We start from the raw sequence: 15,298 nt of genomic DNA on the forward strand, positions 1-15,298 counted from the left end.
CAAGCACCTCTTGGAGGTTCCGCGCAGTTCCGTTCGCCATGGATACTGCCTCCCTGTCCAAACGGCGACTACTCGCACCGCACGCGGATAGGGGGAACGTGGCCGGCCTCCTTTTCAGCCGCCGCAGAGGCGGCGGCTTACGGCATCCCGGACAGCGCTCCCCTGGAGTCGCTCCCCGTGCTCTCGGCAGTGTAATCTTTTAGGCATAATCTCGCAAGTTGCTCGTTCAGGAGTATGGAACAGCGACGTAAGGCCCGTAACAGGCCTGCAGCGGGATTGCTCGCTTGTGCTCGACAGTAGCGCAGGGAAACAGTGGTATGCTGGAACGTGCACGTCGGCTGACCAGAGCCGGTAGGAGGGCGACGTGGCGACTTTAGTCTGCCCGAAATGCTTAGGCCGAATGCAGACGGTGGAGCGGAACGGAGTCGTCTTCGAGCGTTGTGAGGAGTGCGGTGGGATCTTTCTGGACCGCGGTGAGCTGGAACAGCTCGTGCGTGCCGAGAGCATGTATTACCGAGCTGCCTCTTCGCGTTGGGTTTCCGAACGCGAAGATGAAGAAGAGTGGTATGGGAAGCGCAAGCGCAAGACATTCCGGCACTTCCTCGAGGAGATTTTGGATTTCGATTGACCAGTGAGCGATCGTCACATGGTGAAGAAGGTGGCGACCTCGGCACACCGACAGCGTGAGTTGTTGCGTGAGCGTCTCGCAGCAGTCGAGGCGGCCCCTGGGGTCTACTTGATGAAGGACGCTCGCGGGCAGGTGATCTACGTTGGGAAGGCGAGTTCGTTGCGGAGTCGCTTACGTTCGTATTTCGGCTCGCAGGCTAGCATGGATGCGAAAACGCGCGAACTTGTCGAACAGGTCGCCGACTTTGAGGTGATTCGTACCGATACACCGACCGAAGCATTGATCCTCGAAAACGAGCTGATTAAACGGTATCGCCCACGCTTCAACATCATGCTTCGCGATGACAAGACGTACCCATTTATCCGAATTACCAATGAGCCCTTCCCTCGAGTGATTGCCACGCGGCGAGTTGTCCATGACGGCAGTCGGTACTTTGGGCCCTATCCCAGCGCGGGGGCTGTCCACCGCACGCTCGATCTTTTGAAGCGGCTCTTCCCATACCGCGCCTGCGATATCGAGATCACCGGTCAGGCAGCTCGTCCTTGCCTCTACTACCACATTGGGCGGTGTGTGGGACCGTGTATTGGCGCGGTCACGGCTGTTGAGTACCGCGCAGTGATCGAAAATGTAGTGCTTTTCCTCGAAGGCCGGGCGGATGATGTGATCAGGCGGCTTCGCCAAGAAATGGAGGTAGCAGCCGAACGGTTGGAGTTCGAGCGGGCAGCACGCCTGCGAGACGAGCTCCGGGCGATTGAGCATGTTCTCCAGCAACAGAAGGTCGTAACCGGTACTGATGAGTCGTTCGACGTGCTTGCGGTCGCCCAGAGCGCAGGTGGTGATGCCTGTGTGCAGGTTGGGTTTGTACGCAACGGCAAGTTGCTCGGCTCGGAGCATTACCTCATGACAGGGGCTCGAATCGACGACCCGCCGAGCGCGATCCTCACCTCGTTTGTCCAGCAGTATTACGCGCAAGCATCGAGTATTCCCCCCGAATTGGTGCTGCACTATCCGCTGGAGGAAATGGAGACGATCACCGAGTGGCTGAGCCAGCGCCGCGGTGGACCGGTAGAGGTTGTTGTCCCAACTGAGGGGCTTTGCCGGGAACTGGTCGAAATGATCGCGAAGAGCGCTGTCCAGAACCTCGAGCAGCATCGGGTGCGCTGGCTCAATGACGAGCAGCGCACTACGCTCGCGCTTGAGGAGCTCGCCGAAGCGCTCGCACTGGATCGTCTCCCGCGGCGCATCGAATGCTTTGACGTCTCCCAACTCCAAGGAACAAACGTCGTGGCGAGCATGGTGGTGTTCGAACATGGTAAGCCCAAGAAGAGCGACTACCGGAAATTCCAGATCAAGACGGTGGAAGGGCAGGACGATTTCGCGGCGATTCACGAAGCGGTGCTTCGGAGATACCGCCGAGCTCTGAGTGCCGAACAGACGGAGGCATGGCAGGCGCTGCCGGATCTTGTGCTGATCGATGGTGGGAAGGGACAGCTCCACGCGGCGCGGGCAGCGCTGGCCGAGCTTGGTTTGGATCTTCCGATTGCTGCATTAGCCAAAGAGCACGAAGAACTGTACCTCCCTGATCGTCGTGAGCCAATCGTGTTGCCGCGAGACTCACAGGCATTGTTCCTGGTCCAGCGCGTCCGCGATGAGGCACATCGTTTCGCTGTGACTTTCCATCGAACACGCCGGACGCGGACCACATTGCGCTCGGCACTGGACGATATTCCGGGGATCGGTCCACGCCGACGACGGGAGCTCTTGCGGCGCTTCGGGTCAGTGGAAGGAATCCGCCGGGCGAGCGTCGACGAGATTGCCGCTGTACCTGGTATCAGTCGTGCCCTTGCTGAGCGGATCAAGAGCGAACTAGGAGAAGGAGGGAACTGAACAGTGCGAGTCGTTCGCGCGGAGGAACCCGATGCCGTCAAGCAGGCGGCGCGCGTGTTGCGTGAGGGTGGCCTTGTGGTTTTTCCCACGGACACCGTGTACGGGGTGGGTGCGGCAGTGGATCGACCAGATGCCGTCGCGCGGCTGTACGTGGTCAAGGGGCGGCCACTTGATCGACCAATTCCTGTTCTCATTGCGGACATGGACCAACTGGAGCGGTTGGCGAGTGAGATTACGGAGGAGGTACAGCTCCTTGCACGCCGCTTTTGGCCAGGAGCGCTCACGATTGTGGTTCCGGCCCAGTGGTGGTTGCCAAGAGAAATTGTCCGTGACACTGGGGCGGTCGGGCTCCGCATGCCGGATCATCCCGTGGCGCTGGCAATTATTCGCGCTGCTGACGGGGCAGTGGCGACGACTTCGGCGAACCGCTCTGGCGAACGAGAGGCATGCACCGTCGACGAAGCAATCGCAGCGCTCGGCGACGCGGTCGATCTCTATGTCGATGGGGGACAGACTCCCGGTGGAGTTCCGTCGACAGTTGTGGCGTTGGAGCAGGGGACACTCCGCGTCCTCCGGCATGGAGCACTGTCACCGGAGTTCATCGAGCGAGTATTACAGGAACGCCATCGCTAATCTCTTGACGTTAGCGCTCCCGGTGGCCAGACTGCCGTTCGAGGAGTGGCCGCGATGCGAAGTGGTGAGGGATGGTGTTGGCGATGGTCCTTGAGGAATTACTGCTTGCAATGGGAGCTGCCGGAGTACTGGCTGCAAGCGGCGCGACTCGACTGCGTCAGCACCATCGCGCGCTGCGCCGCATGGCTACCACGCTGCAGTTGTCTGGCCAGGGGCCGCGAGTCTTGATCCTCTCAGCATCGATTGGGGGTGGGCACAATGCTGCGGCGGCGGTGCTCCGTGCAGAACTCGAGCAGGCCGGATACAGTGTGGCAGTACTCGACGGATTCGCCTCTGCGACCCCCCTGCTGAGCCGTTATTTTGCGTGGTCGTACCCGGTGCAACTTCGGTATACCCCGTGGCTCTATGATTGGGAATTCTGGTCGTCACACCGACGCCTCTTTGCCAAGATGTGGCGGCGAATCTACGCGACAATGAGTGGGGAAGCGTTCCGCACGTTGGTCGGCATTTTGCAACCACAGCTTGTGATTTCGACTTATCCACTGGTTACGCAAGCGCTCGGTGTTCTTCGTCGAAAAGGAATACTGCAGATGCCCGCGGTTGCAGTCATCACCGATTATGGTGTCCATCGGTTGTGGGCTGCCCCGGGCATCGATCTTCACCTTGTTCCCTCTCGGGTCTCCGCCGCTCAGATTGACGATGTGACTGGCAGTGTCCGGATCATGCAGCCGTTGGTGCGCTCGACGTTTCTGGCGCCCCGGGACCGCGAGGTATTACGGCAGCAGTACGGTTTTGCACCGAAGGAGTTTGTCGCGCTCATCGTCGCTGGCGCGTGGGGAATTGGGCGTGTCGAGCTCATTGTTCGCGATGTGGTGGCCTGCGGTGTGCGCACCGTGGTTGTCTGTGGGCGCAATCGCGAGTTGGCGACGCGTCTGCAAAAAGAGTATGCCGGTCACCCGGCGGTTTGGATTCTGGGCTGGACTGACGAACTTCCCGCGTTGATGGCTGCTGCGGACTGTCTCATCCAGAACGCTGGTGGTTTAACCTGCCTTGAGGCAATTGCGAGCCGGCTTCCAATCATCATGTATCGACCGATAACCGGGCATGGGGTCTTCAATGCGCTCACCATGGAGCGGGCGGGAGTGGCACGCTGGATTCGGAGCAGCGCTGAACTGCGAGACGTGTTGCGCCGGGCAGCCAGCGGAAGTGTCCCGCTTCCTGTACCGCGCATCGATGAGGAGGCTGTGCCAGCGATAGAGGCGATTTTCGAGTTGTTGGATGGACACACACCACGTTCTCGTCCGACAGTCGGCCAGTCGGAATGGGTGCTGAGTGGTGAGAAGCATGTGAGACTCGGTTCGGATGGCCATCGATGGTGATGCGCCCGCTTGTCACTCGCATGATCGCGGGTAGCCTCCTCGGCGCTGCACTCCTCGCTGGGCTGGCGTTCCTGGCGGCGAGGGAACGGCCACCAATCGGTGCGGTGCCGCTGCTGACTCCTGAGGGCCGCACGTTCTGGCTCGTCGCCCTGGCGGTGTGGGTTCTTGGAGCGGCTGTCTTCCAAGTGTTGGATCGAATTCCGCAGGTTGCGGCTGCGACCGCGCCTCGACGCGCAATTCGCTATGACCCCGTACCAGAGTGGCCGACAGGGTGGGTACTTCCGTTCGCAACGCTGGCTGCAGGCTCTTTGCTCTTATGTGCCTATAACAATGCGTTGGCCGGAATGGCGGTGGTATTGTTTGGCTTCATTGCACTTCTGGTCGGGCAGCTGTCTCGACTGGCTCTCTATAGTGCCGAGTCGAGGACACGGACGGTCGGACGGGTCGCCCATACCGTCCTGCTGTATGGGCTTGCGTTCGTCGCCTTCGCGATGGTCTACGTGCACAAGTTGCGGAGCCTATACTCTGCCACCGCTATCTTCCTGCTCGCTGGGATCTTCTTGCTTCAATTGACGGAAGGAGAAGACGTCCAGCTGGACCGACGTGTCCTCTACGCAATGGTGGGTGGGCTTGTATTAGCTGAAGCAACGTGGGTGCTCAATTACTGGCCGGCAACAGGGTGGTTGGGTGGAGCAACGCTCCTGGCTGTCTTCCACTTTTTGGCGGGTTTGGTGCTCGCGCGAAGTGAGCGAACGCTGACCTGGCGTACCGCTCTCGAGTACGGCACGATGGCCGCGATCGCTGTGGTCGTCATTGTGTGGGGAACACTGCAAACGCGAGGTGGATTGTGAGCAGTGCGGACGAGGCGGAACTGTACGAGCTGTTGATGCGAATGGATGCCCTCGAGGAACTCCTCGAGGAGCTCGAGGAGCGTGGACTGGCGTCGCTTGCGGATCTGCAGGAACAGCTCGGTGCAGAACCGGATTACGAGGACCTATTGACGCTGGTTCGGGAACTTCGAGCTCAAGGGATGAGTTTCCCAGCGGATATCGAGCAGGAACTCGCGGAGTTAGAGCGGCAGATCGAGGAGTTGGGAGCCCCCGGTTCTGAATGGGCACAGCCAAATTAGCGAGCGGGCAAGGAAGATGGAGGGCCTCTTCGAAGTGCACCGGCGGGAACAACTGCGACAGGTTGCTCCGCTTGCAGAGCGGATGCGCCCACGCTCACTGGATGAGTTCGTGGGGCAAGAGCACCTGGTTGGTCCGGGATCTTTGCTGCGCACAATGATCGAGCAGGATCGGCTTGTCTCGCTCATCCTCTGGGGCCCACCCGGCTGCGGGAAGACGACACTCGCGCGCATCATCGCGGAGCAGACGCGGGCGTGGGTAGTCTCCCTGTCAGCAGTGAGTGCGACGGTCGCTGATGTTCGGCGAGCTGTCCAAGAGGCGAGCGAGCGACTGGCTCGCCACGGTCAACGAACGATCGTCTTCATTGACGAAATCCATCGTTTCAATCGGGCACAGCAAGACGGACTGTTGCCGGCTGTGGAAGACGGTACGATCGTGCTTATCGGCGCGACAACGGAGAATCCATCGTTCGAAGTGAATGCACCACTTCTCTCGCGTTGTCGTGTGGTCGTGCTCGAGCCGCTCTCGGACGAGGCCATTCGGGCACTTGTGGAACGCGCGTTGGCTGATTGTGAGCGTGGTCTTGGAGGATTAAATCTGCGTCTGGAACCGGCGGCTCTCGAGCTCCTTGTCAATTTGGCGAACGGTGACGCGCGGATGGCGCTCAACACGCTCGAACTGGCGGCTGCTGGGGCACGGAAGGGGATCATCACTCCTGACATTGTCCGTCGTGCCGCAATGCGGCGAGCGAGCGTGTATGATCGCGCCGGAGACGCCCACTACGATGCAATCTCAGCACTGCACAAGTCGATCCGCGGTTCGGATCCAGACGCAGCCTTGTACTGGCTTGCCCGCATGCTCGAAAATGGTGAGGATCCCCTGTATATCGCGCGCCGTCTTGTGCGCGCGGCGAGTGAGGACATTGGGCTCGCAGATCCCCAGGCACTCGTGGTTGCTGTTGCAGCCCAGCAGGCGGTGCACTTTGTCGGGATGCCTGAGGGGGCCTTGGTGCTCGCTGAAGCGGCGGTTTACCTGGCGCTCGCCCCGAAGAGCAACGCAGTGTACCGCGCGTATGAGGCGGCCTGCCGGGACGTCGCCGAGACACGGAACGATCCGGTGCCGCTCCACCTACGGAATGCGCCGACAAAACTCCTGCGAGAACTTGGATGGGGAGCAGGCTACCAGTACCCCCATGATGAGCCGGATGCGATCGGACGGCAAGAATACCTGCCGCCGCGTCTGCGAGGTCGTCGCTACTACGAGCCGACAGAGCGTGGTTGGGAATCCCGGTTGCGGGAACGCTTGGCGGCCATCCGCGCACGCCGCGAGGCTGAATCCCAGCGCTTCGGCTCAGGAGAGGGGCAGCAGTGAACGAGGCAGAAACGCCTGTCCGGCAAGGTCGCGCGAACGACGAGCTCCGGCCGGTGGAGATCGTCCCGGACTACATTCCGTATGCCGAGGGTTCGGCGCTGATCATGCTTGGCGGCACGCATGTGCTCTGCGCCGCGACGGTTGAGGAGCGCGTCCCAGGTTTTCTGGTTGGGAGCGGCCAGGGCTGGATCACCGCTGAGTATGGAATGCTGCCGCGAAGCGGACGCGAACGAATTCCACGCGAGCGGGCCGGCCCGGGCGGTCGGACCGCCGAGATCCAGCGACTCATTGGGCGCTCTCTCCGTGCCGCGGTGGATCTGGCGGCGCTCGGCGAGCGGACGATTATTATTGACTGCGATGTCATTCGGGCTGATGGTGGGACACGGACGGCCGCCATTACCGGAGGGTGGGTGGCGTTGTATCTCGCGCTGGACCGGCTTGTCCGTGCGGGGCATCTGCCAGGACTACCGATCGTCCGACAAGTTGCGGCGGTCAGCGTTGGGATTGTGGGAGGCGAGCAGCGGCTCGACCTCGAGTATGCCGAGGATAGCTGCGCCGAAGTGGACATGAACGTCGTGATGACGGATCGCGGCGAGTTTGTCGAGTTGCAAGGCACCGCAGAAGGGCAGCCGTTCGGCCGGGAGCGCCTTGATCAGCTGCTGGAACTTGCCGAGCGAGGAATTAGTGAGTTGATGGTGGCACAGCGACGGGCACTCCGTCTCGATTAACTTCGTTAACTCTCGATTTCCAAGTGTTCCTTTGTGCTCGGAACCTGCCCAGCAATGCGTGGATCTAGTTCGGTGGCGAGGTCGAGTGCACGGGCGAGCGCCTTGAAGACAGCCTCGATCTGATGGTGTGCGTTCTGCCCGTAGAGTTTCACCACATGGATCGTGATACGAGCCTCGCGAGCCACCGTCTCCAAAAAATGACGCACGAGGTCACACTCAAGTTGTCCAACGGCGCCGGCAGGAAAGGGGTCGCGGTGGATAAAGATGCCGCGGCCACTGAGGTCGATGGCAATGTGCGCCAGCGCCTCATCCATCGGCACAGCAGCGTCTCCCATGCGTCGCAGACCACGCCAGTCGCCGAGGGCCCGGCGCAGTGCTTGGCCAAGGCAAATCGCGACGTCCTCGACAGTGTGGTGTGCATCCACGTGCAAGTCGCCACGCGCGCGAACTGTGAGATCGAAGCGACCGTGTCGCGCGAAGAGCGTAAGAAAGTGATCAAGGGCGCCAATTCCGGTCTCGATACTGGTGTGCCCTGTCCCATCGACCGTCAGTTCCAGCGCAATGGTCGTTTCTGCTGTTGTGCGCTCGACACTTGCTCGTCGCTGTTCGGTCATACGGTCGCTCCTCCCACCTTTCATCGGAATGCGTCGAGCGCAGCCAGGATGCGATCAGTCTGCTCAGGGGTACCGACGGTGATGCGGAGATAATCGCGGAGCCACTCGTCGTCGTACCGACGCACCACGATTGCCGATCGCAGGAGGTGCGCATGAAGCTCGTGCGCGCGCCCGTCGTGGATGCGGCAGAGGATGAAATTTCCGTGGGAGGGGAACGGTGTCAGGAATGGGTACCGTCGCAGCGCGCGATACAGCCGACCACGCTCGAGGCGGATCTGCATCACTCGCTGCATCAGCCAGGAGCGGTCCTCCAGCGCAGCCACGACTGCTGCCTGCGCAGTGACGCTCACATTGAATGGTTGCTTGACCCGCCACAACGCTGACGCGAGGCGAGGCGGAAAGATGCCGTACCCGATCCGCAAACCAGCGAGGCCCGCCCACTTACTGAAGGTACGTAAGATGACAAGATTGTCAAATTCGTCGGCGAACCGTTGCAGTGTCTGGCCGGCAAACTCGTAATACGCTTCATCTAAGACGACGAGTGTCCCTGTGCGGAGGATCCGGGTCAGTTGCTGAGGTGTAACCAGGTTGCCGGTCGGATTATTCGGCGAGGCAAGGAAAACAAGCTTTGTCCGGGAGGAAACCGTCGCTTCGATTGCGTCAACGTCGAGATCGAAGTTAGACAGACGCGGCACTGTCACGACGCGGGCCCCAAACAGTGGCGGTCGAGATAGATAGACACCGAAGCTTGGTACAGGAACGATAACCTCGTCGCCTGGTTCGATCGACACGAGCAAGAGGAGATCGATCAGTTCGTCTGACCCATTGCCGAGCACAATGCGCTCGACCGGAGCTCCGGTGTAGGCTGCGAGTGCGGCCCGTGCGCGTCGCTGGTCAGGATCGGGGTAAAGATGCAGGTCGGTGAGCGAGGCCAACGTTGTGGTGACAGAAGGTGGTGGACCATAGGGATTTTCATTGGCGTCCAACTTGGCGATCAATTCTGGTGGTACGCCCAATCGTTCGGCAATCGCCTCGCGACTTTCTACCGGCAGATATTCAACCGTGTTCTCTGCGCTTGCTCTCAACTGCACCGACCTTTTCGTTTCCACCCTCGCCTCCTCCGTCGCGACCATACCTGGCCGGAAGAGTATCCTCGGGAGCGGCGTGCTTGCCAAGCGGTGAGCTGTGTGATGCTCTCCACCGTGCTCGCCTTGGCGCTCGTCATGTGGGCCACTCCCGGCGTGACTGCTGCACCCGAGAGATCGGTTGGTGTAGCAGAGAATACCGGAACACAGCTGACCGCTACCCCTGGAGTCACAGCCCGTGCCACCTTCGTAGTCGATATCACAGCAGGAGTAGCGTTGTGGTCGGACAACGCGGACGTACCGCTTCCACCGGCAAGTACAACGAAGATCATCACCGCACTGACTGCACGGCGCGTGCTTACTCCGGATGAGTGGGTGATGATCCAGCCGGGTGACCTTGTGGATCCGGCGATCTACTCGAATGCTGGTCTTCAAGTCGGTGATCGACTTCGAGTTCGCGACCTGCTTGGCGCACTCCTGGTCGCTTCTGCCGGCGACGCAGCTCTGGCGTTAGCGCGTACTGGCGGTGAGCGGGTCGCGACGGGTGGGGAGACTCCTCAAGCGGCGTTTGTGGCTGCGATGAACGAGGAAGCGCGTCGTATTGGGCTTCGTTTCTCGTACTTTCTCACGCCGGACGGCCGTGATGTTCCTGGGCAAGTGGCGACTGCCCGTGACCTGGCGATCGCTGCCATGCATCTCCTGTCCGACCCGTTGCTCGCAGCTCTCGTCGCGGCCCCGTCCATCGAGATCGAAATCGACGGTCCCCAGGCACGGAAGGTCACACTGACGAATACGAACCAGCTTCTGGCTGCGTCCGACGTGATTGGTGTGAAGACCGGTACGAGTCCGGCGGCAGGGCAATGCCTTGTCGCTGCCGTTCGCCGCGGTCATGACATCGTGGTGCTTGTGATTCTTGGAAGTCAGGATCGGTACCAAGATGCGCAGGTGCTGCTCAGCTGGCTCGATCAGCACTATCATTGGCTGACGCTCGATGGGAGCAGCTTCCCCGAGCTTGCGGTGCTACGGAAATTCCACATCGTTCCGGCACTCACGCCGACGGTTGTCGTCCCGGCTGACCGTGCTCAGGATGTTGAACTCGACGTCACCTATCGTCCCGCTGCGTGGGGAACAGTTGGTACGGTACGATTGCGCATTGGAATCGTCGACCTGGTCGCTGTACCGCTGGTTCGCGTTGACCAGCTCGGCTTCGGACCGATGAGCGAGCGAGCGTGAGCGATGGGTGAGCAGCGATTGCAACGCGTTCTGGCCGCACATGGTGTGGCCTCGCGGCGGAAGGCAGAAGAGTTGATTCGCGCCGGCCGCGTCACAGTTGACGGCGTCGTCGTGCGGGAACTCGGGACAAAGGTCGATCCGCAGCGCCAAGAGATCCGAGTTGACGGCAAGCTGCTTCGACCGGAGCCGCGACGGTACATCATACTGCACAAGCCAGTTGGATACATCACCACGACCGCGGACGAATTGGGGCGAAAGACAGTCCTTGATCTCGTTCAAGTGCCAGAGCGCGTGGTCCCGGTTGGCCGTTTAGACCGAGATTCTTCCGGCTTACTGCTCCTCACGAATGATGGGGACTTAATGTATCGCATCACGCATCCTCGCTACGAGCTCGAGAAGGAGTACGAGGTCCTCGTTGACGGGTTTCCCCCGGGCGACGTTGAGGAAGCCTTGCGTCGGGGGGTGCCGGTGGACGGGCGCCCGGTGGCGATCCGACGGCTGGAGGCGATTCGCTCTGAACCCGAGGGTATGGTCTATCGTGTGGTGATTCACGAGGGCCGAAATCGGATTATCCGGCGCGTCTTCGAGCGAGTGGGATATCCCGTCTTGCGGCTGCATCGGGTGCGCGTTGGCCCGCTCCGTCTTGGTGACTTGCCGTCAGGCCAATGGCGTGACCTGACGCCGGGCGAACTTGCGATGTTGCGCCGCGCGGTCGGCTTACCCGAAACTCCGAGTGAGCAGGTGCGAAGGGATCGGGAGCGTCGTGGTCGGGAAAGAATGCCAGTTCGTGGTGGCGATCGACGGCCCGGCCGGATCAGGAAAGAGCACCGTCGGCGCTGAGGTCGCGCGACGGCTGGGCGCGCTGTATTTCGATACGGGTGTCGTCTACCGGACGCTTGCGCTCGTCGCATCGGAACAGGGGATTCCGCCGGACGACGCTGGGCGACTTGCTCAACTCGCGGAGACACTGTCTCTCCGGGTCGGTCCGCCATCGATCGATGATGGCCGACTCTACGACGTGTGGCTGGATGGGCGTGATGTCACCTGGGTGATTCGCTCATCTGAGATCGATCGTCTGGCGTCGCTGGTTTCTGCTCACCCACCGGTGCGGCAAGCGCTCCTTCGTCTCCAGCGGGAACTCGCGCGCAACGGTCGCGTGGTCATGGCGGGACGTGACATCGGAACAGTCGTTATGCCCGATGCACCGGTGAAAATCTGGCTCCATGCCTCTCTTGAGGAACGAGCTCGGCGGCGGCAACGGGATCTTGCCAAGCGTGGTATTGTGCAGTCGCTCGACGAGCTTATCGCCGAGCTGGCGGAGCGTGATCGTCGGGACGCAACACGTGCCGTTGCGCCGATGCGTCCAGCTGACGATGCGATTATCATCGATACCGATAATAGGACGATTGAGCAAGTTGTCGAGGCAGTGCTCGCGATTGTCCGAGAGCGATGTGAGTGTGCCGAGCATGGAGCAGATTCCCACAGCGTGGCGTCTGTCACGACGCCGCAAAATTAAAACGCTGATTTTTCTTACGGCACGACTTTTTGTAGTGCCATTGTTGCGACTTCTGATCCGCTTTCGGATTGAGGGACTCCAACACGTGCCACGGATCGGGCCAGCGATCGTTGCCGCCAACCATCTCCACAATGCGGATCCTGTCCTCATCATCGCTGCGTTCACCCGTCCAGTCTTGTTCATGGCAAAGAAGGAGCTCTTCACTGTGCCCGTCGTCCGGTGGTTCGTGCGGCAGTCGGGGGCGTTTCCTGTGGACCGAGGGAGACCGGATCGACAAGCTTTACGTCACGCGGAGCGGCTCTTGCACGAGGGGATGCTGGTGGGGATCTTCCCAGAAGGGACACGAAGCATCACCGGTGAACTCCAGCTGCCCCACCCGGGGGTTGGGCTTTTGATCCGCCGCAACCCGTTCGTGCCGGTCTTACCCGTCGCGATTTGGGGAACTGAAGTCTTGCCGTTCAATGGGGCGAAGGGACGAAAGCCCATGCGCGGCTGGCCACGCGTGACGGTACGGATTGGGGCCCCTATCACCGTCAAGCTCCAAACCCCAGATGGTCGGGAGCGATCACCAGAGGAGATCGCGGACGATGTGATGCTGGCGATCGCGCAGTTGTTGCCAGAGGAGTACCGGGGGCTGTATCGCGAGCGCTTGCGTGACCGCAACGTCGTCCGGGAACCTTCCACAGTCGAGACGAGCTGAGCAAATGCGTTTGTCTCTGGCAGTTCTTGGTCCGTTTTGCACGTGGTGGCGAGGTGATCCGCTCGCACTGCTCAGCCCTCTCTCGGATTGGGAAGTTATTCCCGACGCCACGGACGAGCTCCTCCAATCGCTCACCGATTCGGAGGCAAGCGAACTCCAGGATCGGCGCCGAAATGGCCACCGCCCATATGTTGCGCTCCTCAACGGCAAGGCCGTCGCGTACGGCTGGGTCGCGACACGCAGGGCGGAGATCGGCGCGCTCGGTCTCTCACTCGTGCTCCCTCCTGGTGATCGCTACCTTTGGGATTTCTTCACGCACCCCGACTGGCGAGGGCGTGGAATCTATCCACGCTTGCTCCGGGCCGTCCTGGGAATGGAGAAAGACGGAGAACGTTTCTGGATCGGCTATGACGCTCCGAATGTTGCTTCAGCGCGGGGGATTGCCAAAGTCGGATTCCAGATCGTTGTCCAGATCGTGCGCCTGAACAATGGTTCGCTCGCCCTCGTGCCGGTGGGCCCACCAGAGCGTGTGACTGCTGCGGCACGACTGCTCGGCCTCCCGGTGCTCGACCGAGCTAGCGACGGTTGCGGAACCAGCGGAGGGCGCTGATCGACCCCATGACGAGCGCGCCCAGGCTCCCCAAGACGAAAGCCGTTCCCACCAGATCCGGACCAGGTAGCACGACCTTCCCGTCATCGTAACTGAGGAATAGCTGTCCCCACTTCGTCTGGAGGGCTTGCTTGACGCGTCGTCTGCCATGCACTGGATACCAATAAACATTGTGATAGACGTTCGACGCGACGTACGACCAGGGAACAAGCGGCGAGCGCAAAAGCAGGTTCTCGAAAGGCTTGAGAGGACCGTGGTAGATGAGCTTTTGTCCGCGACTTGCAAACGTGTCTCCAGCGACGAACCCCCAAGACTCATTGGTGATGTCCTCGCCAACAACCTCGATGTCGCGTGGGTCACCAACCCCTAGTCCACGTTCGTGGGCAATCCTGATAAACGGAATCGAGAGCGGGTCAAACCCCTGGAGTTTGGCGCTCATCGCGTCGATCGCCACCTGATCAGCACTGGCAAGGATGATGTCTTTCTCGTGCGGCCGCATTGCGCGTGGTCCGGGGCCATCTCCAGCAAAAGTTCCGTCCATGACCGCAAAGATGCCCGGATGGATCTCTTGCTGAATCGTCAGGAGATCAACCAGCGTCTCGTGGATCACTGCATGGGTCCAGTGGCGCCGCTCGTTCAGCAGGCCACCGAACGCGTTCTTCATCGCGCCGGTTATGGTGGTGAACACGTGAGTCTTGACGGTCGGGAGATGAATAATGTTGCGACCGATGAACAGTTTCGGAATGCGGATTCCCTCGGGAAAGATCTTGTGGAGAACGAGGAGCTCACCCTTTGGCTCGTACGGTACCCACTCTACGTGTGGCTCGTAGAGGTGAATATTCTCCACTCCGTACTTCTCTACAACGTACTTGTGCTTATTGTTGCGCTCGCCTTTATACGCATCGACGACAACCGTACGATTGTGGGCCGCGATGAGATGACCGTAACCGTCAGCTTTCAGCCGCCGGATGACTCCCTCGAGTTGCCATGGAGTTGTCGAGCAGCCTGGATACCAGGTATCCCAAGTGATGTTGATCTTCAGAATCGTCTCGCGATCCCGGGGCAGGGCCTCACGGTATCCCGCCATCACCATTGCCCGCCCGATGTCAGCGAGAACCGTTTCTGGTGTCGTCCGGAGAACTGCGACTTTGCCTTTCCCAGGGAAGTCGGCCATCCGTCGCCTCCAATTCCGTTGAGGATGATGCTAGCACGGGTGAGCGGAGGCTGCTACTCGTCAGAAGATCCCTTGTCCGTACACCCTCGGGCTGCTAGGATGTGCCCAGTAGTCAGAGCGATGGAGAGTAATTCCTGACGTGGAGGAGTGCGTCGGTGGGGGTACGCGCATGCTTCCTAGTGACCATGCTGTCATGCTGGTTGCTGATTCCAGGTGCCGTGGTTCAGGCGGCAACCGGAGAGCCACAGCTGGTGGCGGCATCCGCCTTCGCACTTGATGGAGAGACGGGACGCGTGTTGTATGCGAAGGCCGCCGATGTCCCGCGTGCTCCGGCCAGTCTGACCAAGCTGGCGACAGCGCTGACTGCCGTTGATCTTGCCCCGCTTGATACGGTGCTGCATGTCCAGCCCCAGGATCTCGTCGGCGAAGCATCGATGGGGCTCCGGCCTGGTGACGAGCTCACACTTGAAACGGCCCTGTATGGCCTCTTGCTTGCCTCGGGCAATGACGCGTCCATGGTGATTGCGCGCAATTTGAGTGCGTTGCCCGGGGAAAGTTCGGAAGCCTCGGTCGAACGGTTTGTCCGGCAGATGAATCTCGTCGCGCAGCGGCT

17 protein-coding genes are annotated in these 15,298 nt (G+C 60.7%); 14 read left to right on the forward strand and 3 right to left on the reverse strand.

Translation table 11 applies throughout. The features are described 5' to 3' along the window. The first annotated feature begins 364 nt into the window (after positions 1-364). The 8 genes from NET03_RS13080 to rph all read left to right on the forward strand — a co-directional run bounded on the left by NET03_RS13080 (position 365) and on the right by rph (position 7,753). On the forward strand, positions 365-628 hold the full coding sequence (locus tag NET03_RS13080; RefSeq protein WP_252129339.1) for a TFIIB-type zinc ribbon-containing protein: 264 nt from the start codon (positions 365-367) through the stop codon (positions 626-628). An 18-nt stretch (positions 629-646) separates the two neighbouring features. Then, on the forward strand, positions 647-2,515 hold the full coding sequence (uvrC, locus tag NET03_RS13085) for an excinuclease ABC subunit UvrC (RefSeq protein WP_252129340.1): 1,869 nt from the start codon (positions 647-649) through the stop codon (positions 2,513-2,515). 3 nt (positions 2,516-2,518) lie between these two features. Then, entirely contained in the window at positions 2,519-3,148 is a 630-nt protein-coding gene (locus NET03_RS13090) for an L-threonylcarbamoyladenylate synthase (RefSeq protein WP_252129341.1), read from the forward strand. An 83-nt stretch (positions 3,149-3,231) separates the two neighbouring features. Further along, positions 3,232-4,527 (forward strand): MGDG synthase family glycosyltransferase, encoded by a 1,296-nt coding sequence (locus NET03_RS13095; protein WP_252129342.1) that lies wholly within the window; start codon positions 3,232-3,234, stop codon positions 4,525-4,527. Continuing rightward, positions 4,521-5,378 (forward strand): DUF5656 family protein, encoded by an 858-nt coding sequence (locus NET03_RS13100; RefSeq protein WP_252129343.1) that lies wholly within the window; start codon positions 4,521-4,523, stop codon positions 5,376-5,378. Before NET03_RS13095 ends, NET03_RS13100 begins: the two co-directional genes overlap by 7 nt. After that, entirely contained in the window at positions 5,375-5,656 is a 282-nt protein-coding gene (locus tag NET03_RS13105) for a hypothetical protein (RefSeq protein ID WP_252129344.1), read from the forward strand. Before NET03_RS13100 ends, NET03_RS13105 begins: the two co-directional genes overlap by 4 nt. 16 nt (positions 5,657-5,672) lie before the next feature. Then, complete coding sequence (locus tag NET03_RS13110; RefSeq protein WP_252129345.1) at positions 5,673-7,025, forward strand: replication-associated recombination protein A; 1,353 nt, start codon at positions 5,673-5,675, stop codon at positions 7,023-7,025. Then, positions 7,022-7,753 carry a ribonuclease PH gene (rph, locus tag NET03_RS13115; protein WP_252129346.1) on the forward strand — a complete coding sequence of 244 codons (732 nt, stop codon included), beginning with the start codon at positions 7,022-7,024 and terminating at the stop codon, positions 7,751-7,753. The genes NET03_RS13110 and rph overlap by 4 nt, the downstream gene beginning before the upstream one ends. A 5-nt stretch (positions 7,754-7,758) precedes the next feature. Here rph and hisB read toward each other — a convergent pair whose 3' ends face one another. Both hisB and hisC read right to left on the reverse strand, forming a co-directional pair. After that, a complete protein-coding gene (gene hisB / locus NET03_RS13120) occupies positions 7,759-8,367 on the reverse strand; it encodes an imidazoleglycerol-phosphate dehydratase HisB (RefSeq protein ID WP_252129347.1) in 609 nt (202 codons plus the stop codon). Positions 8,368-8,387: 20 nt separating this feature from the next. Next, a complete protein-coding gene (gene hisC / locus NET03_RS13125) occupies positions 8,388-9,476 on the reverse strand; it encodes a histidinol-phosphate transaminase (protein ID WP_252129348.1) in 1,089 nt (362 codons plus the stop codon). A gap of 81 nt (positions 9,477-9,557) precedes the next feature. Between hisC and NET03_RS13130 the strand changes: the two genes are divergently transcribed. From NET03_RS13130 to NET03_RS13150, 5 genes are read left to right on the forward strand one after another with little or no spacing between them, the layout of a single operon-like run. Further along, positions 9,558-10,685: a D-alanyl-D-alanine carboxypeptidase family protein gene (locus tag NET03_RS13130; protein WP_252129349.1), complete on the forward strand. Its 1,128-nt coding sequence runs from the start codon at positions 9,558-9,560 to the stop codon at positions 10,683-10,685. 3 nt (positions 10,686-10,688) lie between these two features. Further along, a complete protein-coding gene (locus NET03_RS13135) occupies positions 10,689-11,525 on the forward strand; it encodes a pseudouridine synthase (protein ID WP_252129350.1) in 837 nt (278 codons plus the stop codon). Further along, on the forward strand, positions 11,473-12,201 hold the full coding sequence (gene cmk / locus NET03_RS13140; RefSeq protein ID WP_252129351.1) for a (d)CMP kinase: 729 nt from the start codon (positions 11,473-11,475) through the stop codon (positions 12,199-12,201). The genes NET03_RS13135 and cmk overlap by 53 nt, the downstream gene beginning before the upstream one ends. Beyond that, a complete protein-coding gene (locus NET03_RS13145; RefSeq protein ID WP_252129352.1) occupies positions 12,152-12,901 on the forward strand; it encodes a lysophospholipid acyltransferase family protein in 750 nt (249 codons plus the stop codon). The genes cmk and NET03_RS13145 overlap by 50 nt, the downstream gene beginning before the upstream one ends. A gap of 4 nt (positions 12,902-12,905) precedes the next feature. Then, the gene (locus NET03_RS13150; protein WP_252129353.1) at positions 12,906-13,511 is read left to right on the forward strand and encodes a GNAT family N-acetyltransferase; all 606 of its coding nucleotides are present in this window, start codon (positions 12,906-12,908) and stop codon (positions 13,509-13,511) included. Here the strand turns inward: NET03_RS13150 and NET03_RS13155 are convergent. Next, complete coding sequence (locus tag NET03_RS13155; RefSeq protein WP_252129354.1) at positions 13,477-14,685, reverse strand: DUF362 domain-containing protein; 1,209 nt, start codon at positions 14,683-14,685, stop codon at positions 13,477-13,479. The two genes, NET03_RS13150 and NET03_RS13155, sit on opposite strands and share 35 nt — an antisense overlap. 155 nt (positions 14,686-14,840) lie before the next feature. On the opposite strand from NET03_RS13155, the gene NET03_RS13160 reads away from it, so the two are divergent. Further along, a partial coding sequence (locus NET03_RS13160) for a D-alanyl-D-alanine carboxypeptidase family protein (RefSeq protein ID WP_503008235.1) occupies positions 14,841-15,298 on the forward strand: 458 nt, incomplete at its 3' end.

This window comes from Thermomicrobium sp. CFH 73360 (genome assembly GCF_023806465.1).
Lineage (GTDB): Bacteria > Chloroflexota > Chloroflexia > Thermomicrobiales > Thermomicrobiaceae > Thermomicrobium.

What these genes read in the sequence shown, in the direction of transcription:
- NET03_RS13100 (WP_252129343.1), top strand. Translation starts at nt 4,521, where the DNA reads ATGGTGATGCGCCCGCTTGTCACTCGCATGATCGCGGGTAGCCTCCTC.
- NET03_RS13150 (WP_252129353.1), top strand. Translation starts at nt 12,906, where the DNA reads ATGCGTTTGTCTCTGGCAGTTCTTGGTCCGTTTTGCACGTGGTGGCGA.
- NET03_RS13135 (WP_252129350.1), top strand. Translation starts at nt 10,689, where the DNA reads ATGGGTGAGCAGCGATTGCAACGCGTTCTGGCCGCACATGGTGTGGCC.
- NET03_RS13110 (WP_252129345.1), top strand. Translation starts at nt 5,673, where the DNA reads ATGGAGGGCCTCTTCGAAGTGCACCGGCGGGAACAACTGCGACAGGTT.
- NET03_RS13145 (WP_252129352.1), top strand. Translation starts at nt 12,152, where the DNA reads ATGGAGCAGATTCCCACAGCGTGGCGTCTGTCACGACGCCGCAAAATT.
- NET03_RS13155 (WP_252129354.1), bottom strand. Translation starts at nt 14,685, where the DNA reads ATGGCCGACTTCCCTGGGAAAGGCAAAGTCGCAGTTCTCCGGACGACA.
- NET03_RS13130 (WP_252129349.1), top strand. Translation starts at nt 9,558, where the DNA reads ATGCTCTCCACCGTGCTCGCCTTGGCGCTCGTCATGTGGGCCACTCCC.
- uvrC (WP_252129340.1), top strand. Translation starts at nt 647, where the DNA reads ATGGTGAAGAAGGTGGCGACCTCGGCACACCGACAGCGTGAGTTGTTG.
- NET03_RS13095 (WP_252129342.1), top strand. Translation starts at nt 3,232, where the DNA reads ATGGTCCTTGAGGAATTACTGCTTGCAATGGGAGCTGCCGGAGTACTG.
- hisB (WP_252129347.1), bottom strand. Translation starts at nt 8,367, where the DNA reads ATGACCGAACAGCGACGAGCAAGTGTCGAGCGCACAACAGCAGAAACG.